Here is an 18,455-nt window from a genome sequence, read left to right on the forward strand (position 1 = left end):
CCTGGAGCGGCAGGGTCGAACGGGCCCAACCGGGACGAGCGGTGCGGGGGTTCAGTCCATGGCGGCGCGGATGCGCGCCAGGAGTTCCTCGTAGGTGTCCACGGCGGGGAACTGGGGGAACTCCCTGCGCACGTTTTCCGGTGCGCGGAAGAGGAAGCCGACGTGGGCTTCGGTGAGCATGGCGGTGTCGTTGTAGGAATCGCCGGCGGCGATGACGTGGTAGTTGAGCAGTTTGAATGCGGCCACCGCGCGTTGTTTTTGCTCCGGGATGCGCAGCCGGTAGTCCACGATGCGGTCGTTTTCCACCACGAGGCGGTGACACAAGAGGGTGGGCCAGCCCAGCTGGCGCATGAGCGGGGTGGCGAATTGTTCGAAGGTGTCCGAGAGGATGATCACCTGGACGAAGGAGCGGAGTTCATCGAGGAACTCGCGTGCGCCGGGCAGGGGACGGAGGGTGCCGATGATCTGCTGGATGTCCGAGAGTTTGAGCCCGTGCCGGTCCAGCAGGGCCAGGCGTCCGCGCATGAGCCGGTCGTAATCGGGTTCATCCCGCGTGGTCCGCCGCAGTTCCGGGATGCCGGTCTTTTCGGCCACGGCGATCCAGATTTCCGGCGTCAGGACTCCCTCCAAATCCAGCGTCACCAATGATTGTTTCACGGGCCGGCAGTGTCATCGAAAAGCGAGGGTGCTGTCCAGTTTCCGGCGTGGTCCGGATGGGGCCTGCTCCGCCGTGTGGCTGCGGGAGGCGCTGGGCGGCGCCCGGCCGGGGCCGCGGCGTTGCCTGGCGGGGCGTGGGTGTTTTACAAGGGATGTCATGAACGAGCGGTTGCGCGGGCGATGGGTCCTGATCACGGGTGCCTCCAGTGGATTTGGAGCCGCTGCTGCCAGGGCTTTTGGGGCCGCCGGCGCGCGGCTGTTGCTGGGTGCGCGGCGGGTCGAGCGACTGGAACGTGTGGCGGCGGAGGCGCGGTCGGCCGGGGCACCGGAAGCCCACGGGCACCTGCTGGACGTGACCTCCAGGGCCAGCGTGGAGGCATTTTTTGTTTGGGTGCGGGAACGGTTGGGCACGGGTACGGCGGAGGCGGCACCGTTGCATGTGCTGGTCAACAACGCGGGGGGCGCGCTGGGTTTGGACCCGGTGGCGGAGGGTCGTGACGAGGACTGGGAGACGATGTTGCAAACGAACGTGCTGGGGTTGCTGCGGGTGACGCGCGCGGCCCTTCCGCTGATGTTGGGCAACCCCGGCGGGGTGATCCTGAACGTCGGTTCGGTGGCCGGGCATGAGGCTTACGAGGGTGGGTCGGCCTACTGCGCCGCCAAGGCAGGCGAACGCCAGATCACGCGTGTGCTCCGGTTGGAACTTTGCGGTACCGGCCTGCGGGTGTGCAGTCTGGATCCGGGGATGGCCGAGACGGAATTCTCGCTGGTTCGCTTCAAGGGCGACGCGGCACGGGCGCGAAAGGTGTACGAGGGTATCCAACCGCTGACCGCGGAGGACGTGGCCGAGGCCATGGTGTGGATCGCCTCGCGGCCACCCCACGTGTGCATTGACGAGATGGTGATCAAACCCACCGACCAGGCGTCGGTCCACAAGGTGCACCGGCGTTCGTCCTGAAGGCGGTCGGCGGATGGCGCCCGAGGCGGATTGCGTCGGGCCACGGAGGGCTCATCCAGCCTTGCGATTTCAGGCATGGCCGGTCGGGCACAGGGCCGGTGCGGGGCTCTCGGGTGCATCCGGACCCGGGCGGCGGAGCTCCCACCGGTGCGAGTTCTGCACACCAGGGCCGTGACATTCCCGGTGTCGGCGGGAAGGAGCATGCGGTTTCAGCGCTTGCATTCGTTTGGGCGCCATCCGGAACCTGGGTTCCCCGGTGCGGGCCGTTCCGTTTGGGCGGCGCTTGTGGCGGTGCTGAAGGGCCTGCCCGCCGTGGCGCGCATTTTGTGCGTGGGCTTGTTCGGAGACGGGAAACCGGGTACAGGATGAGGTTCTGGTGCGGATCGGCCGACCGCGGCCGGGGATCGGGAGCGTGTCGAACGGTCGTCCGCCGACCATGGAAGTTGAGAAGGGATGAAGAACAGCGGTGTGGCGTTGGTGGCAACGGACTTTGACGGCACGATTTTTGCCGAGTTCGAACAGCCGCCCATGTCGCCGAGGTTCCTGCAATGGATCGAGCGGTTCCAGCAGGCCGGGGGCCGGTGGATCATCAACACGGGGCGGGATCTCTCCTCGTTGCTGGAGACGCTTGCCCGGGCGGGGTCCCCGGTCTGGCCGGATTACTTGGTGCTGGTGGAGCGGGAGATTTACGTTCGCGAACACGGCGGTTACGTGGAATGGGAGGAGTGGAATCGGGCCTGTCACCGGGCGCACAACGAGGTTTTCGAAAAGGTCCGACCGCACGTGCCCGAGTTGGCTGCCTGGGTGGAGGAACGCTTTCCTGCCACGGTCTACGCGGACGTGTGGTCGCCGTTTTGCGTGGTGGCTGCGAATGCCCGGGATGCCGACGCGATCGAGGCGCGTGCCCGGGAGTTGTGCCGGCGGGTTCCGGGCCTGGACTACGTGCGGAATGACGTGTACGCGCGGTTCGGCCACGTGGCGTACAACAAGGGCACGGCATTGAGTGCCGTGGCCCGGCGGCTGGGGCTGGGTCCGGACCGGGTGTTTGCGGCGGGGGATCATTTCAACGACCTGCCGATGCTCCGGACCGATGTGGCGCTGCATGTGGCGGCGCCGGCCAACGCCGTGGCACCCGTGCAGGAGGCGGTGCGCCGGGCCGGCGGATACGTGGCAGGTCGTCCTTACGGCGAGGGCGTGATGGAAGCCCTGGAACGGTTGGACGGCCGCGGGCGGTGAGGCTTCCGCGAGGTGCGGTCGGGTCAGTCGAAATCCGTTGGTAGTTCCGGTCGCAGGGCGTGCTCGAACAGGCGCTGGATCTGGCCGGGCAACACCCGGGTAAGCGAGAGAGGGGGCAGGTCGGACCGGGGGAAGAACGAGACCTGCCGGATGCCTGTGCCGGGCTGGCAGCTGCCGCCGACCGGTTCGCACAGAAAAAACAGCTTGTAGATGTGAAACGGGAACGGCGGCACATGGGGATGAAGGGACCGGTCCAACACCATCGCCAGTTTGGTCACCCGCACATCCAGGCCCGCTTCTTCGCGTACCTCCCGTCGGACCGCCTGGCTGGGGGCGTCATTGACGTCGGCCCATCCGCCGGGAAGGGTCCACAAACCGTCTTCCTCCTCCTGTACGAGCAGGATCTGGCCGCCGTGGATCACCGCTGCTCGTACGTCCACTTTCGGGGTGGCATAACCGGTCTGGCGGGCGAACAGGTCGCGGATGACGGGCAGGGGGGTGTCCGACTGCAGTGTCATCAATTGCGCCGCCAGATCCAGCAGCTCGGTGTAGCGTTCGCGGTCGTAAGGTCCTTCGGTGTAAGCGAGACCGGTTTGGGCCAGGGCCTGGATGCGGCGGGCCACCCGCAACAACGGCGGTTCGCACGACCGGGATGGTTTCGTCATGGAGTCAGCATGTCGGCGGTTCCGGGGTGGGGCAAGGCTGCGTGGGGCGCCGGGCTTTTCTTGCCCCGGTCCGGGTCGGACGATGCCCGGGGGTGGTGGGATTTCCAATGCGCCGGGCTGGGGGGACGGGCAACGACTCGACAGCGTGCCGGACTGGTGCCATTTTTCGCTCGTGTCGGCGGAGAAACTAGAAGCCCTGCGCGCGCGGTTGCGCGAGTACGGATCCTGCCTGGTTGCCTACTCGGGCGGCGTGGACTCGGTGTTCCTGGCGGTCGTGGCGCACCAGACCCTGGGGGATCGTGCGCTGGCGGTCATTGCCGATTCGCCGAGCCTGCCCCGGCGGGAGCTGGCGGAGGCCCTGGAATTGGGCCGGCGATTCGGGTTCCCGGTGCGGGTGGTCGGCACGCACGAGTTTGAGAATCCACGGTATCTGGCCAACCCTGTGGACCGTTGCTACTTTTGCAAGACGGAGCTGTTTGATGTGCTGGTCCCGTTGGCGCGAGCCGGGGGGTTTGCCGTCATCGTTTACGGGGAGAACGCCAGCGACGTCGGGGATTGGCGCCCGGGGGCGCGGGCCGCTGCCGAGCATCAGGTGCGGGCCCCGCTCAAGGAGGTGGGGCTGACGAAGGCCGAAATCCGCGCGTTGTCGGCTGCCATGGGCCTGCCCACGGCCGACAAACCGCAGATGGCCTGTTTGAGTTCGCGCATCCCATATGGAGAACCGGTGACCGTGGAAAAGCTTCGGATGATCGAAGCCGCGGAAGGTGTGCTCCGGCAGATGGGCTTCCGTGACGTGCGGGTGCGCCACCACGAACTGCCCCGTCCAGCTGTCCCCGTCACAGGCGACGGAAAGGGTCCGCCCGGGGAAACCACCCGCGGCGCCGGTCCGGCGCTGGCCCGGATCGAGGTGGGGACGGATGAACTGCCCGCCCTGCTGGCCAATGGCACGGCGCTCAAGGTTGCCGAAGCCCTCAAGGCGCTGGGATACCAGCACGTCACGGTGGATCTGCTGGGGTACCGGCGCGGGAGTTTGAACGAGGCCGTGCTCAGGCCGGACCATCCGGATGGCGGGGTTCGGCCGGGCTGAAGGGCCTTCGGGGCCCCCCGGCGTGGAACCGGCGGACACGGAACGGAGCCGGGGCGACTTCCCGGGTTTGGGGAGGTGCGTGAGACCGTCTGGCGCAACTTTTCCCGGCGTTTGGTGATTCGATCTACGTAGGAATGCCGCAGTTTGCTTACAGGGCGCGTCGCCGCACCGGCGAATTGGTGGAGGGCGTGTTGGAGGGGCCGGACCGCACGGCGGTCCTGGCTCAACTGGAGCGTTTGGGGCTTTTCCCGGTGGCGGTGGATGCCGCCAAGGGCGGCGGCGCAGGCGGTCGCGTCGCCGAGTCGGCAGCCATCCGGCGTGGTTTCGTGCCGAGCAGCTGGCAGGCGTGGCGGAGCCGTCCCCGGAAACCGAAGCTCCAGGAACTGGCCACCTTTACGCAGCAACTGGCGAACCTTCTTCAGGCGGGCATGCCTCTCACGGTGGCGCTTCACAGCATGACGCATTTGGAGAGCCGCGGCATCCCGGCCGAAGTGGCGCGTCAACTCCGGCAGGAGGTGATGGAGGGGCGCAGCCTCTCCGATGCCATGGCGAAGCAGCCGGCCATTTTTTCGGATCTTTATGTGAACATGGTCCGGGCCGGTGAACAGAGCGGTGCGCTGGTGGAGGTGCTGCGCCGGATGGCGGAACATTTCGAACGATTTGCCCAGGTGCAGGCCCGGTTCAGCTCCGCACTGGTGTACCCCGCGTTTGTCGCGCTGGTGGGGGTGGCGATCATGGCCTTCTTCATGACCTACATGCTGCCGAAGTTTCTGACCATGTTCGAGGGCATGCAGGTCGAGCTGCCGTGGATGACGCAGTTGTTGGTGGGGATCAGCCATTTCTTGTCGGGTTACTGGTGGTTGATCCTGCTGGTGGTGGCGGCGGTGTGGGTCGTGTTCAAGCGGTTCCAGGCCACCGAGGAGGGGCGGCGCCGGATTGATCAGTGGAAGCTGAATGCCCCCCTTTTTGGGAAGGTGATCCGGCTGCATCTTTTCGCCACTTTTGCCCGTACCTTGTCCACGCTGCTGGAGAACGGGGTGCCGGTGTTGACCGCGCTGAAGATCACCGAACAGGTCATCCCCAACCGGTTGGTCAAAGAGGCGATCGCCCGCGCGCGCGAGGACGTCACCGACGGCAAGAGCCTTGCCCAGCCGCTGGCGCGCAGCCGGTTGTTCCCGCAGTTGATGGTGGATTTGGTGAAGATCGGCGAGGAAACCGGCGATGTGCCGGGCGCCTTGCGCAACCTGGCGGACACGTACGAAAACGAGCTGACGCTGGCCCTGCGGGTCATGACCAACATGATCGAGCCGGTCATGATCATCGTCATGGCCGTGGGTGTCGGGTTTCTGTTGCTCAGCGTGCTTTCGGCGATGTTCGCCATCACCTCCAACATCGCGCGGTGAGATCCTGTTTCGACCGTACCGTTCACGATGGCCCGGTTGGCGCGGCCGGACCGGGCCGGGCCGTCTGCTTGCGGCGGGCCGGTTGGACGCTCATCGAGATCATGATCGTTGTGGCCATCGTGGGGATCGTGATGACGATGAGCATTCCGGCCTTCTCGCAACTGCGGCGCAAGGCCGATCTCCGGCAGGCCGTGGCCGACGTGGTGGAGGTGTGCAGCACTGCGCGCGCGCGGGCCATTCTTGGCGGGCGACCGGTGGAACTCTGGATCCGGCCGCAGGAAAAGCTCCTGTTCGTGGCCGGGGCGGCTGCGGAAGCGGAGGCGGGTGAACCCCCGCCGGTTTCCGCTGCCCGGCTGCCTGCGAGCCCGGAGGACGAGGCGCGGTCGGGGCTCCGGGCGCGCCTGCCGGAGGCGGTGACCCTCGAAATGGTGGACGTGAACTTCGTGGAATTCAAAGACGCCGAGCTGGCGCGGGTGCGGTTCTTTCCCAACGGGACCTGCGACGAGCTGACGCTGGTGCTGCGTTCGGATCGCAACGAGTACCGCAAAATCTCGTTGGAGGTGACCACGGCGCTGGCGCATGTGGAAACCCTGGGCCCCCGATGACTCCGGCTTCCCTCAACACTGGACCGGTCCTGTCCGGCCCGGCACGCCGCCGGTCCGGTGCGTTTACCCTCATCGAGGTGATGCTGGCCATGGCCATGTTTTTCATGGCCGTGTTTGCCATCCTGGCCCTGGTCTCCAGCTCGCTCCGGAATGCCCGGGCACTCCAACAGGAGCGCGTGGACGCAGGTCTGCTGGCGGCGTTTCTCACTGTTTCCAATCGCCTGGACGGGGGACTGTACTCGGGTGATTTCGGCGACCTCTTCCCGGACGAGCAATATGATTTCGAAGTCATTCCCATCACGAACGGTCTGGTGCGCGTGGACATGGTGGTCCGGCCGCGCCAGGGCCCGGGTGGCCGCGTATCCACCATGAGCGTGTTGTTGTTCCAGGGCCAGAACCCCGTGGGCACACCCGCTCCACCCCGACGCTGATGATCGAGCCGCGCAATCCACATCGAAACGCCCGCGCCTTCACGCTGGTGGAGGCGATGCTGGCTGTGGCGATCCTGAGTCTCGTGGTGGCGGCCATCTACTCGAGTTGGACGGCGATTCTGAGGGCTTCCAAGGTGGGTTTGGACGCCGCCGCTCAGGCCCAGCGTTCCCGCATGGCCCTTCGGACGCTTGAGGACGCGCTGACCACGGCTCAAATGTCCGTGCTGAATGCCGAGTACTACGGGTTCGTTGCCCGGGGCGGTGACGAGGCACTGCTCAGTTTCGTGGCGCGCTTGCCGCCGTCCTTCCCCCGCAGCGGCCGGTTTGGCGACCTGGCGGTACGGCGCGTGATCTTTCGGGTCGAACCCGGCCCGGACAACGACCGGGTGCTGACGTTGCGTCAACACCCGCTGGTTCGGGACCTGGACGAGGATGAGGAGAATCATCCGCTGATTCTGGCCCGTGGCGTGCGTGGATTGGACCTTGCGTTCTGGGATTTGCAGGCCGGTGACTGGACCGAGGAATGGCTTCAGACGAATCAGTTGCCGGCCCTGGTGTTGTTGAAGCTGCGCCTGACGCCCCCCGGCCGCTCCAGCAGTCGGGAGGAACGGGAGGTCAGCCGCGTGGTGGCCGTCCCGAGCCGGGGGCTGCCGCCGCAGTACCAAATGCCGCGCGTGGGCGTGCCGGGTGTGCCCGGCCAACAGCAGGTCCTGCCGGGCGCTCCGGGGCAGCCGCCCGTGATTCCTTCGCCCAACCCCGTGGTCCCGGGTCCGGCGCCCGGCCTTCCCGGAGGTCAACCATGAAGCCGCGGCCCGCATTCCGGCGCCCATGCGAGGGCATTGCGTTGATCATCGTGATGATCACCGTGCTGGTCCTGTCCATCCTGGCCGGCGGATTCGCCTATTCGATGCGGGTGGAGACCAAACTGGCACGCAACGCCCAGGCCGAATCGGAGCTGCTCTGGCTGGGTCGGTCCGGTGTGGAACTGGCCCGTTACGTGCTGGGCGAGCAGCTGGCCCTGGGCTGTGAACCGTACGACGCGCTCAACCAGGTGTGGGCTGGTGGACGGGGAGGCCTCTGCACCTCCAACAGTCCGTTGGCCGGACTGCAATTGACCGATATCCAGCTCGGCTCGGGGCGGATCAGCGTGCGGATCGTGGATCTGGAACGCAAATTCAACATCAACGTGGCCGACGAGCTGATCCTGCAGCATGCCTTCATCCTCATGGGGGTCGACCCCGGCGAGTTTCCCTCGCTGGTCAGCGCCATTTTGGACTGGGTGGATCCCGATGATGACACGCACCTCAGCGGCGCCGAGAGCGACTACTATCAGACCCTGGATCCGCCCTACCATGCCAAGAACCGGCCCATGGAAGATCTCTCCGAGCTGTTGATGGTGCGCGGGATCACCCCGGAACTTTACTGGGGACCGGCAGCCACCAACGCGGTTGCGGGCCGTTATCTTCCGCGGGCGGAGTCGCTCGGCGTGGTCAGCTCCGTGGTGACACCGCCGGTGGGACTCGTGGACCTCTTCACCACGATTTCCTCGGGCAAACTCAACATCAACACCGCACCGGTCAGCTCGCTTCAACTGGTGCCGTTCATTGACGAGGGTCGGGCCTCGCGCATCGTCATGCTGCGCGCGGGTTACGATGGCCTGGAGGGTACCGAGGACGACACGCCCGCCGGCAGTCCCGGGCTTTCGCTGCTCGACATGCTGGTCAGTGCCGGTCTCACGCCCGCGGAGGCCACCGCCGCGGTCCGTTACCTGGACCAGCGCAGCCGCACCTTCGAAGTCACCGTGGAAGCCGAGGTCAACGGCGTGCACCGGACCTTCGTGGCCATCCTGGGCCGCAACTCTCCGAGGGACATCCCGATCCTCAGTTTCTACTGGAAATGACGGCCTGCCGGGTGGCGGACCGGGGACTCAGGCTCGGATCCTCCCACCCCGCTGCCGGAATGCGCGGGCCGGTTTCCCCGGTTGTGCAGAGGTGTGGGTCGTGCGTGGCCCGGGATCAGGGCTGCATCGGCCGGCGAGCCAGCTCCCGAATCCAGCGGCCGTAGAAGTAGATCATCACGGCCGCCAACAAGCCGATCCCGGCAAACACGTACCAGGTCAGCCCCACGTTGTAGGCCGCGGCCAGCTCGCGCGTGAGTGCATCCGGGCTCTGGCCCGTCACCTCCACCAGTTTCCGAAACGCTTCCCCGACCGGCAGGGCCTTCTCCGTGACGGCCTCCGGTGACCAGCCCATGGCCTCCACCAGGGTGCGCCGCGCCAGTTGATCCTTGTCGGAAAAGTAGTGGTACAGCAGCGGGCCCAGCTTGCCCTCGATCGTCCAGCCGACGAGGATGGGCGCCTGCGAAAAACCGATCCACATGGCCTTCTTGTCCGGCGGCGCCACGTTGCCCAGAAACTCGCTGTACTTCGGGCTGGCCAACATCTCACCGATGCTGAACACGACCATGCCCAACACCACCCAGCCCACGTGCCGGGTCAATCCGATCATGGTCAGCGCCGTCACCACCAGCAACGTGCCCGCCAGCAGACTGTCGGTGGCGCGCATGCGGGCGCTCAGCCCGGCAAAGAGGAAACAGGTCAGCATGATCATGCCGGCGTTGATGTTGACGATCCCCTCCGGCTGGATGTGCTGTCCGGTGGCGTCCATGCCCAGGAAGAACCTCGCAAAGACGTTCTGTGTGCCGTCGGGGCCGAACAAGAAGGTCACCATCGGACGGGTGTCCACCCAGTCCTCCACATAGCGTGGCAGCACGTCCCAGATCATCGGAAACATCAGCCACCAGACTGAAAAGATGGCCAGATAGACGGACAAATGTGGCTTGCGCAGCTCGGCCAGCGATTCCTTCCACAGCGGGACCTCCCGTTCCAGCCCGGCACGGATCCGGGCCCGCCGGGCCAGACGTTCTTCCAATCCCGGTTCGCGATAGGTCAACAGCAGGAGGAAGTTCAGGCAGATGAAGGCCGCGTTGGTGTAGAACACCGACTGCCAGCCCATGTGCTCACGCATGTGCAGCGCGATCAGGGGTCCGATCCATCCGCCGATGTTGACCGTCTGGTAGAAGATGCCCCACGCCATGCTGCTGTTCAGCCGGTTGGTGGCCCGGATGAGCGTCCCCTGGATCCCGGGTTTGAAGATTGCCGTGCCCACCGCCAGAAACATCACCCCGACAAAGAACCCGGCATAGGTCTGCCACCAGGCCATGATCAGGTAGCCCAGGCATTTGAGGACCGTGGAAAGGAAGATCGTGGGTTTGTAACCGTAGCGGTCTGACAATCCGCCGGTGAACACCGGCACCAGCGATTGCACCAGGTTCCACGTCATCAGGAGGGTGCCGAAGGTCGCCATGGTCACGCCCAGCCCGTGCTCGGAGAGCGGCCGGGTGGCGTACAACGTGGCAACGGCACGCACACCATAGAACGCCAGGCGCTCGATCATCTCCATGGCGCCCACGACCCAGAAGACGTACCCGAGACTGGCGATGGCCGCCCACATCCCGAGCTGTTTCACGTCCGCCAGGGGGTTTTCGGGCGCGGGATGCTGCGCTTCCCGCAGCTCTGGGGCTGAGGATTCGGAGGATCGAGGGTTCATGATAAAAGCGGTGCCGGATGGACAAAGCGTTTTCGCGGCAACAACCCGGCGCGCGGCAGCGGTCGGGCGGTGGACGAACCCGGCCGTGCCCCGGCCGGAGGTCCGCTGCGCCGGCTTGCTTCCACCGGGACCTGTTTCCGTGCCGTCCCCACGGTCCGCGACTTTGCCAACGGCCCCGGCGCCGGACAAGCGCGGAGGACCGCGGGAGCGGCCGCAGTGTCATTTGCCCCTGAGGCGGGGCAGGGCGGATGGATGCGGATTTGGGGCGCGAGCGGAGCCGGGTGCCCACGGAGGAGGTTTGTCGGCTGGCGCGTCCCGATGTTGCCCGCCACCGCGCGCGGCGGTTTGCGGGTCAGGCAGCCGCGTGGATCGGCCGTGCGGGTGGGACGGCGGAACTCCGTGCCCGGTGATCATGTTCGGAAAGGCGTCTGACTGGGCTCCTTACGCGGCGCGGATCGAACGCCGGACGCTGCCGGAAGGATTCATGGGCACCGGCCGCTGCCGTGGGATCAAATCCGGCCCGGTGCTTCCGGTAGACGTCGGCGATCAGCCGGGCCGGTCCGTGTGGAAAGCGGAGGGGTGGCGTTTGGGTAGGGCTGGAAAACTGGCGTGACCGGGCTTTCGTCTACGGGCTGGCCGGTTCGGTATGATCCCGGAGTTGCTTTGTGGAGAACGCCGGGCAGGACGTTTTCAATCTGCCGTCCGGGGCGGAAGGGCGCGGATGGCAGTCCGTCCCCGCCGGGAACGGTCAGGGTTTGGGTGGTGCGGGGTTTTGCCCGGCTTTTTCCCCGCGGGCTTGGGTGGGGGCGTAAGGTGCCGGTGAGGGGGACTGTTTCTCGAACTTGAGGGCGGCGGAGTTGATGCAGTAACGCAGGCCGGTGGGCCGCGGGCCGTCCGGGAAGACATGGCCCAGGTGCCCGCCGCAGCGGGCGCAGAGCACCTCGGTCCGGATCATCCCATGGCTGTAATCGGGCTGGGTGACCACGGCATCCTGCGAGGCAGGGGCGAAGTAGCTGGGCCAGCCGCAGCCGGAATCGAATTTGGTGTCGGAGGTGAACAGGAGGGCGCCACAGCCGGCGCAACGGTACACGCCCTTTTCCTTGTGGTTCCAGTAGGCTCCGGAGAAGGGGCGCTCGGTGCCCTTTTGACGCAGCACGTGGTATTGCTCGGGCGAGAGCAGTTTGCGCCATTCGTCTTCAGTCTTGCGGATGGGGAAGTTCATGGCCGGTGGTGTGGATGGGTTTGTTGCCGGTCGGGTGTGGGGCGCGGTTGGGGCGGGCTGGGCGGAGAGATGGATCGCGAGGAGCAACACCAGCGCGCCGGTGCCGGGCGCCCCTGCCTGGTTTCGTCCCGGTTTGGGCCGTTGCATGGAGTCAATTTCCGTTCGGAACTTCGAAAGTCAAACCGGGTCGGGGCTGGAGGCCGCGGCCGGCGCCGGGGTGGCAGGAGCCGTTGCCGACTCAGGTCGTGCCCGGGCTGGCAGTGCGGAAGGTCCACTCGGGCCGTGCGTATCGGGTTCGGACGAGTTCCCACACGGCGTCGGCGGGCGGTGGAGAAGCGGATGGTTCGGCTGACCATGCGTGCAACAAGGCGCGGCGGACCTCCGTCTCGGAGAGCGGGAGGGTGGTGAGGAAATCGGCGTGGGAACGACCCTGGCGATAGGCCGGTTGTCGCGACGGCATTTTCAGCACGGCGGTCATCAGGTCGAGGGGCAGGTGAAGGAGGAACGTCCCGTGGAAAAGCAGGTAACGGCGGTGGCGGCGCTGGGCGTTTCCGGAGAATTTGCGGCCGTCGAGGGTGAGATCGGTGTCGCCCTGGATCCGGATCGCGTGGGGTTCGAGGCCGAGGGCGCGGGCCAGGGCGGTGGCGTGGCGTTGCAGCACGAAGCGATTGGTGGTGGTGACCGACCGGGTCGGTCCGGCGGGGTCAATCCGCAGCACGAGGGTGTAGTTGAGGCAGCCGGGTGCCTGGAGGACGGTTCCCCCGCCGGAACAGCGGCGCAACACGGGGATGCCGAGCCGTTGGCAGGCGGCGAGGTCCACCTCGCGTTCGACCTGCTGGCCGTAGCCGACCACCACGAAGGGGCGGTCGGGCATCCAGAAACGGAGGTATTCGGTGCCGGGCTCGGATGAGGCACCGGCCTCGCACCAGTCCAGGAGGGCCTCGTCGGCGGCCAGGTTGGCCTCCGGCGTGTGGAGTGTCCAATCCAGATGTTTCACGTGGCTTCGGGTGTGCTACGTTTGTGCCTGACAACGGGGCCGTTTTCGGCTTGGTTTTTCCAGGCTCCCGACGGGGCGGGCGGCGGTTTGGTTCCGCCCGGCCTGCGCGGGAGACAACGGAGTGCAACACGGAACGTGAAAACGCCAGACAAAGTTCAGGTGGCATCTGCGGTGGCTGCGGCAGGCCGGCCGCGGCAGTGGTACGAGTCGTTGGACACCGTGGTGGAGAAGGCGCTGCAGCCGCACGGTCCCGAGGTGGCCGGGCGCTTTCTTCAGAGCCTGACCCGCCGGCTGATTCCGCCCGGGCAGGGCGGGTTCCGCCCCGTCAGCACGCCCTACATCAACACCATCCCGCCGGAAGAACAGCCGGCGTTTCCGGGCGATCGCGAGCTGGAACGGCGGATCAAGAGCATCGTGCGTTGGAATGCGATGGCCATGGTGGTCCAGGCCAACATGCGCACCAACGTGGGCGGGCACATCTCCAGCTTTGCCTCCAGCGCGACCCTGTACGAGGTGGCGTTCAACCATTTCCTGCGGGGACCCACGGAGGATTTCGTCGGCGACCTGGTCTTTTTCCAGGGTCATTCGGCGCCGGGGATCTACGCGCGGGCCTTTTTGGAGGGGCGGCTTACCGAGACGCAGCTTCGCAATTTCCGGCAGGAACTGGCGCCGGGTGGCGGGCTGTCCTCGTATCCGCACCCGTATCTGATGCCCGAGTTCTGGCAGTTCCCCACGGTTTCCATGGGGCTGGGGCCAATCGTCTCCATCTACACCGCGCGGTTCATCCGGTACCTGCGGGACCGGGGGCTGTTCGCCGGACAGGAACCCAAGGTGGTGTGTTTCGTGGGGGATGGGGAGACCGACGAGCCCGAGACGCTGGGGTCCATCACGCTGGCGTCGCGCGAGCAACTGGACAATCTGATCTGGGTCGTCAATTGCAATCTCCAGCGGTTGGACGGGCCGGTGCGGGGCAACGGGAAGATCATCCAGGAACTGGAGGCGGTGTTCTCGGGGGCGGGCTGGAACGTCATCAAGGTGATCTGGGGATCGGATTGGGACCCGTTGTTGGCGGCTGACAAGTCCGGCCTGCTGCTCAAACGCATGGAAGAGGCCGTGGACGGGGACTACCAGAAGTATTCCGTGGAACCCGGCAGCTACACGCGGAAGCACTTCTTCGGCAAATATCCGGAGCTGCTCGAGCTGGTGAATCATTTGACCGACGACCAGATCCGCAAGCTCATGCGGGGCGGGCACGATCCGGTGAAGGTGTACGCCGCCTATGCGGCCGCCTGGGCGCACAAGGGTCAGCCGACGGTCATCCTGGCCAAGACCATCAAGGGGTACGGTCTGGGTGAGGCCGGTGAGGGGCGCAACATCACCCATCAGCAGAAGAAGCTCAACGAAAAAGAACTGCGCGAATTCCGGACGCGGTTCGGCATCCCCATCAGCGACGAGGAGATCGCCGAGATGCCCTTTTACCGGCCGCCGGACGACAGTCCGGAGATGCGCTATTTGCACGAGCGGCGCCGGGCATTGGGCGGATATCTGCCCCAGCGCCGGGTGATCCCCCAACCCCTGCCGGTGCCGGGCCGCGAGTATTTCGCGGAGTTTTTCAAGGGCTCGGGCAATCTGGAGGTTTCCTCCACCATGGCCTTTGTCCGCATGCTGAGCCTGCTGCTCCGGCACAAGGAGATCGGCAAGCGGATCGTGCCTATCATCCCCGACGAGGCCCGCACCTTCGGCCTGGACGCCCTCTTCCGCGAGGTGGGGATTTATTCCTCCAAAGGCCAGCTCTACGAGCCCGTGGACAAGAAATCGCTGCTCTACTACCTGGAGAAGAAGGACGGGCAGATCCTGGAGGAAGGCATCACCGAGGCGGGTGCGATGTCGTCTTTCATCGCGGCAGGGACCTCGTACGCGAATCTGCGGCTGCCGATGATCCCGTTCTACATCTACTACTCCATGTTCGGTTTCCAGCGCGTGGGGGACCTGATGTGGCTGGCCGGGGACATCCGGGCCCGCGGATTCCTGCTGGGCGCCACGTACGGTCGGACCACCTTGAACGGCGAGGGCCTGCAACATCAGGACGGCCACAGCCTGCTGTTGGCCAGCACCATCCCGACCCTGCTGGCCTACGATCCTGCCTTCGCCTACGAGCTGGCGATCATCGTTTCCGACGGGCTGCGGCGAATGTACGTGGACCAGCAGGATGTGTTCTACTTCATCACGCTTTACAACGAGAACATGCCGATGCCGCCCATGCCGCCCGGTGTGGAGGAGGGCATCCTGCGCGGCCTGTACAAGTACAAGCCCGGGCCGGAGGGTCTGAAGCTCAAGGCCCACATCTTCGGCAGCGGCACGATCATCCGATCCGCGTTGCGCGCCCAGGAGATCCTGGCGGAACGGTACGGGGTGTCCGCCGACGTCTGGAGCGCCACCAGTTACAAGTCCCTCCGCAACGATGCGCTGCGTTGCGAGCGGTGGAACATGCTTCATCCCACCGAGCCGCCGCGGAAACCTTACGTGGTCGAGCTCCTCGAAAAGGAGCAGGGCCCGTTCGTTGCGGTGTCCGACAACATGAAGATGGTGCCCGATCAGATTGCACCGTGGGTTCCGGGCGGCCTGACCACGCTCGGCACCGACGGATTCGGCCGGAGCGACACCCGCCCGCGGCTGCGCCGGTTTTTCGAGGTGGACGCCGAGTGCACCGTCATCGCCACGTTGTGGGCGTTGGCCAAACAACGGAAGGTCAAACCCTCGCTGGTGGCCCAGGCGATCAAGGACCTGGACGTGGATCCGGAGAAGGCCCATCCGGAGATCGTTTGAGCGGCCCCCCGCGCGGACGACGACCCGGCCGGGTTCAGGAACACTACCACACCGTCCTTGGGGGCCAACGCGACGGCCGGCCTTCGGGCATTTCCACGCCCTCCCCTGCCAGCAACCGGCGTTTCCACTCCAGACCGGCGCTGAAACCGCCGGGACGGCCACCGGAGGCCACCACGCGGTGGCACGGCACCAGAAGGGGAATCGGGTTCGCTGCACAGGCACGGCCCACGGCCCGTGCCGCCCCGGGCCGGCCCAGGTCGCGCGCCACCTGCCCGTAGGTCCGGACCTGGCCGGGCGGGATTCGCAGCAGCTGGCGCCACACCGCCCGGTGAAACGCGCTTTGCCCGGCCCAGTCCAGGGGCGGCAAACGACGTGGCACGCGTCCGGTCAGGGCCGTCCGCACAGCCGCAACGGTGCTCCGGTGCCATGCGCGAATCAGCCGGGGTGCGGGTGAAACGGCATGGGTGGCCGCCGGTTTGTCCCTGGGAAACGTGAGGGCACGCAATCCGGCTTCGGAATACCAGGCCCAGAAACAGCCTGCGTCCGTTTCCACCGGCAGCGGGCCGAAAAGGATCGGGACGCTGGCTGTCCGGGTGCGGGAGAGGTGAGGTCGGGGCATGGCACTTTTCGCGTCTTACGGAGCGCGAATCAGAACATACGCAATGCCGAAAACCACCAGGATCAGCATGGCCAGCAGGGCCAGAAAACGGTTGCGGGCGATGCGTCGTTCGTACCGCAGCGGACGCAGCTCGGGTGCACCACCGGCAGCCAGCAGCCGCACCAGTTCGGAGCTGCCGGACGGGGGTGGCTCCGACCACTTCGCCCGCAGGGACCGCCACAGCCCGGGCAGATCGTACTTGCGTTGGCCGTACTCGTTGTAGAGATGAGGCGTTTGGCTGGGGGATTCCACCGGAACAGCAGCCGGTTGCGGTCCGGTGGGAGGTGTGTCCGCCCGGGCAGACAAAGTGGAAGGCCGTCGCTCCAGCGGCTCGCCGCCCGGGGCTGAACCGGATTCAGGGGCGGCGGAATCTCCCGGGCGCGAGAGGGGCGGCTGCGCAGATGCTGTTCGGGACGCCGCACGCGGGACCTGGAGCCGGGCCTCGAGCTGCCGGATTTCCTCCTCCAGCGAGCGGATCCGTTCCCGGAGCGCCCGCTCGCGTTCCCGCCAGGGATCGGTCTTTTTTCGCCAGAATGCCATGCTGTCGCCCTGCCTGCCGCGAGTGGCCTCCCCACTTTAGGGTCAAGGTCCGCGGCTTCTCAAGGCCAGGCGCCGGAGGAAACAACCCGCCGCCAGAAGGACGAATCCGATCGTGCCCTGGGCTGCCAGGAACCGGTCGGATCGCGGCCAGCTTGCCGAGGGCAGGGCAGCCTCCAACATGATGGCCGCGCCACCGGCCATGAGGATCCAACCCAACAGCAGGTGGCGCAGGCGCCGGCCGGTGTCCGACGCTCCGGGAGGCATGCTGCGCAGGGACACGCTCATCTTGGTCCCCACCAGGACAGGCTCGCCCACAGGAGGCCCAGGACCAGAACGACCAGGGCCACGGGCCATGTCAATGCCAGTCCCAGCAGACAAAGCCGCCCGAACGACACGCCTTCCCACCAGCGAAAGGGCCGGACCTCCGGAGTTTCCGAGGCTGCGGTTTCTGCTGCCCCGCCCGGGCGATTCAGCAGGGGGAATTTGAGTCGGGCACTGTTCCATTCCATGCGCGCGTTTTCGATGACCGTCAGGGCCCGGGTCAGCTCCATGTTAAGGTTCTCCGGCGACCAGGTTTCCTCGCGGATGGAACGGATCTTTTCGAGCGCCTCGCGGAAGGAAGCAAGGGTTCGCGCCATCTGCTCGGCCTGGGACCGGGTTTCGTGCTCTGCCTCTTCCAGAAGGGCGATCCCGCGCGTCAGGTGCTCCAGCATCTCTGCGCGACCGGTCTGGAGCTCGACCTGGCGGCGGCGCAGTTCCTCCAGCGCGGCACGTTCGCGTTCGAGCGATTCCTGGACCTGTTTCAGCTCGGCCAGGCGCTGCTGGGTCTCCAGGACTTTCGAGTCCAGTTCCTCCCGGGTGAGGATCCGCGACGTTCCTGCCCGTCCGGGGCCGGCGGCTGCCGACCCGGTCCGCCCCTGGTGGCTGTCGGGATCCACGAACTCGGAAGCGTCATATACCGCAGGCATGAGCCGACTGTAGGCCGGTGACGCGGCCCCGTAAAGTGCCGCTCGCTGTCGCGCCGGGTTTACGATTGAACGCGGCTCCGTGGGGCGGCGAGAGGTCTTTCCCTCCCGTTCAATACCCGGGGTGTCCGCGGTAGACGGGGGCTGCAAAAGGGTGGGGAGAAGTCCCACGCCGCGGTTCCTGACCTTCTTTTCAAGGCACGGCGTCCGGCCGCCGAGTGGGTATGGCCGGACGAAAGGGGCTTTCCGTGTGCCAGGAAACCGTCCGGGCCGGACCGGATTCGGCCAGGATGGGAGGAGAACGCCATCCCCGGCCACGGGCCTGGTGACGGGAAGCGAAGAGTTGCTCCGGCGACTCGCTCGGGCGGCCGTCGGGGAAAAGAAAGCCCGATCAGATGCCGGTGTGCGACCGGGCGCGCGGCGGCTGCAGGGCAAGAGGGAAAAACAGTTTGGTGGAGCCGAGGGGACTCGAACCCCTGACCCCCACAATGCCATTGTGGTGCTCTACCAACTGAGCTACGACCCCACCGGTCAGGACCCAATCTATCCCGGGCGCATGATTTGTCAAAGGGTTTGTCCGGTAAGAAACAGCAGCGC

Annotated in this window: 17 protein-coding genes, 1 tRNA gene and 1 pseudogene; 9 read left to right on the forward strand and 10 right to left on the reverse strand. The window is 66.3% G+C overall.

What is annotated here, in order from left to right:
• Positions 1-51: 51 nt before the first annotated feature.
• A complete protein-coding gene (gene thrH / locus ACPDIX_RS11890) occupies positions 52-657 on the reverse strand; it encodes a bifunctional phosphoserine phosphatase/homoserine phosphotransferase ThrH (RefSeq protein WP_423432015.1) in 606 nt (201 codons plus the stop codon).
• 157 nt (positions 658-814) lie between these two features.
• Here thrH and ACPDIX_RS11895 point away from each other — a divergent pair, with 157 nt between their 5' ends.
• Entirely contained in the window at positions 815-1,615 is an 801-nt protein-coding gene (locus ACPDIX_RS11895; RefSeq protein WP_423432016.1) for an SDR family NAD(P)-dependent oxidoreductase, read from the forward strand.
• A gap of 453 nt (positions 1,616-2,068) precedes the next feature.
• Positions 2,069-2,851 carry an HAD family hydrolase gene (locus ACPDIX_RS11900; protein ID WP_423432017.1) on the forward strand — a complete coding sequence of 261 codons (783 nt, stop codon included), beginning with the start codon at positions 2,069-2,071 and terminating at the stop codon, positions 2,849-2,851.
• A gap of 23 nt (positions 2,852-2,874) precedes the next feature.
• On the opposite strand, the gene ACPDIX_RS11905 is transcribed toward ACPDIX_RS11900, so the two are convergent.
• Positions 2,875-3,516 carry an NUDIX hydrolase gene (locus tag ACPDIX_RS11905; protein ID WP_423432018.1) on the reverse strand — a complete coding sequence of 214 codons (642 nt, stop codon included), beginning with the start codon at positions 3,514-3,516 and terminating at the stop codon, positions 2,875-2,877.
• A gap of 82 nt (positions 3,517-3,598) precedes the next feature.
• On the opposite strand from ACPDIX_RS11905, the gene larE reads away from it, so the two are divergent.
• The 6 genes from larE to ACPDIX_RS11935 all read left to right on the forward strand — a co-directional run bounded on the left by larE (position 3,599) and on the right by ACPDIX_RS11935 (position 8,942).
• A complete protein-coding gene (gene larE / locus ACPDIX_RS11910) occupies positions 3,599-4,603 on the forward strand; it encodes an ATP-dependent sacrificial sulfur transferase LarE (RefSeq protein WP_423432019.1) in 1,005 nt (334 codons plus the stop codon).
• A gap of 134 nt (positions 4,604-4,737) precedes the next feature.
• Positions 4,738-6,006 carry a type II secretion system F family protein gene (locus ACPDIX_RS11915; RefSeq protein ID WP_423432020.1) on the forward strand — a complete coding sequence of 423 codons (1,269 nt, stop codon included), beginning with the start codon at positions 4,738-4,740 and terminating at the stop codon, positions 6,004-6,006.
• A complete protein-coding gene (locus tag ACPDIX_RS11920; RefSeq protein ID WP_423432021.1) occupies positions 6,003-6,611 on the forward strand; it encodes a pilus assembly FimT family protein in 609 nt (202 codons plus the stop codon). The genes ACPDIX_RS11915 and ACPDIX_RS11920 overlap by 4 nt, the downstream gene beginning before the upstream one ends.
• Positions 6,608-7,042, forward strand: a complete 435-nt coding sequence (locus ACPDIX_RS11925) for a type IV pilus modification PilV family protein (RefSeq protein ID WP_423432022.1) — start codon at positions 6,608-6,610, stop codon at positions 7,040-7,042. The genes ACPDIX_RS11920 and ACPDIX_RS11925 overlap by 4 nt, the downstream gene beginning before the upstream one ends.
• Positions 7,042-7,845, forward strand: a complete 804-nt coding sequence (locus ACPDIX_RS11930; RefSeq protein WP_423432023.1) for a PulJ/GspJ family protein — start codon at positions 7,042-7,044, stop codon at positions 7,843-7,845. Before ACPDIX_RS11925 ends, ACPDIX_RS11930 begins: the two co-directional genes overlap by 1 nt.
• Entirely contained in the window at positions 7,842-8,942 is a 1,101-nt protein-coding gene (locus tag ACPDIX_RS11935) for a general secretion pathway protein GspK (protein WP_423432024.1), read from the forward strand. Before ACPDIX_RS11930 ends, ACPDIX_RS11935 begins: the two co-directional genes overlap by 4 nt.
• A 115-nt stretch (positions 8,943-9,057) precedes the next feature.
• On the opposite strand, the gene ACPDIX_RS11940 is transcribed toward ACPDIX_RS11935, so the two are convergent.
• The 3 genes and pseudogenes from ACPDIX_RS11940 to ACPDIX_RS11950 form a co-directional block, all read right to left on the reverse strand.
• A complete protein-coding gene (locus ACPDIX_RS11940; protein WP_423432025.1) occupies positions 9,058-10,650 on the reverse strand; it encodes an MFS transporter in 1,593 nt (530 codons plus the stop codon).
• 829 nt (positions 10,651-11,479) lie between these two features.
• Positions 11,480-11,872 (reverse strand): annotated as a pseudogene (gene msrB / locus ACPDIX_RS11945) (peptide-methionine (R)-S-oxide reductase MsrB); the annotation flags it as partial.
• A gap of 238 nt (positions 11,873-12,110) precedes the next feature.
• Positions 12,111-12,869 (reverse strand): lipoate--protein ligase family protein, encoded by a 759-nt coding sequence (locus ACPDIX_RS11950; RefSeq protein ID WP_423432026.1) that lies wholly within the window; start codon positions 12,867-12,869, stop codon positions 12,111-12,113.
• A 135-nt stretch (positions 12,870-13,004) separates the two neighbouring features.
• On the opposite strand from ACPDIX_RS11950, the gene aceE reads away from it, so the two are divergent.
• The gene (aceE, locus tag ACPDIX_RS11955; RefSeq protein ID WP_423432027.1) at positions 13,005-15,695 is read left to right on the forward strand and encodes a pyruvate dehydrogenase (acetyl-transferring), homodimeric type; all 2,691 of its coding nucleotides are present in this window, start codon (positions 13,005-13,007) and stop codon (positions 15,693-15,695) included.
• A 43-nt stretch (positions 15,696-15,738) separates the two neighbouring features.
• Here aceE and ACPDIX_RS11960 read toward each other — a convergent pair whose 3' ends face one another.
• The 5 genes from ACPDIX_RS11960 to ACPDIX_RS11980 form a co-directional block, all read right to left on the reverse strand.
• A complete protein-coding gene (locus tag ACPDIX_RS11960) occupies positions 15,739-16,314 on the reverse strand; it encodes a methylated-DNA--[protein]-cysteine S-methyltransferase (RefSeq protein WP_423432028.1) in 576 nt (191 codons plus the stop codon).
• A 15-nt stretch (positions 16,315-16,329) separates the two neighbouring features.
• Positions 16,330-16,893 carry a hypothetical protein gene (locus ACPDIX_RS11965; protein WP_423432029.1) on the reverse strand — a complete coding sequence of 188 codons (564 nt, stop codon included), beginning with the start codon at positions 16,891-16,893 and terminating at the stop codon, positions 16,330-16,332.
• Between the two features lie 42 nt (positions 16,894-16,935).
• Positions 16,936-17,178, reverse strand: a complete 243-nt coding sequence (locus ACPDIX_RS11970) for a hypothetical protein (RefSeq protein WP_423432030.1) — start codon at positions 17,176-17,178, stop codon at positions 16,936-16,938.
• Positions 17,175-17,861: a hypothetical protein gene (locus ACPDIX_RS11975; protein ID WP_423432031.1), complete on the reverse strand. Its 687-nt coding sequence runs from the start codon at positions 17,859-17,861 to the stop codon at positions 17,175-17,177. The genes ACPDIX_RS11970 and ACPDIX_RS11975 overlap by 4 nt, the downstream gene beginning before the upstream one ends.
• A 447-nt stretch (positions 17,862-18,308) precedes the next feature.
• A tRNA-Ala gene (locus tag ACPDIX_RS11980) sits at positions 18,309-18,384 on the reverse strand.
• Between the last annotated feature and the right edge of the window lie 71 nt (positions 18,385-18,455).

The organism is Limisphaera sp. 4302-co, assembly GCF_049537155.1.
Taxonomy (GTDB): Bacteria; Verrucomicrobiota; Verrucomicrobiia; order Limisphaerales; family Limisphaeraceae; genus Limisphaera.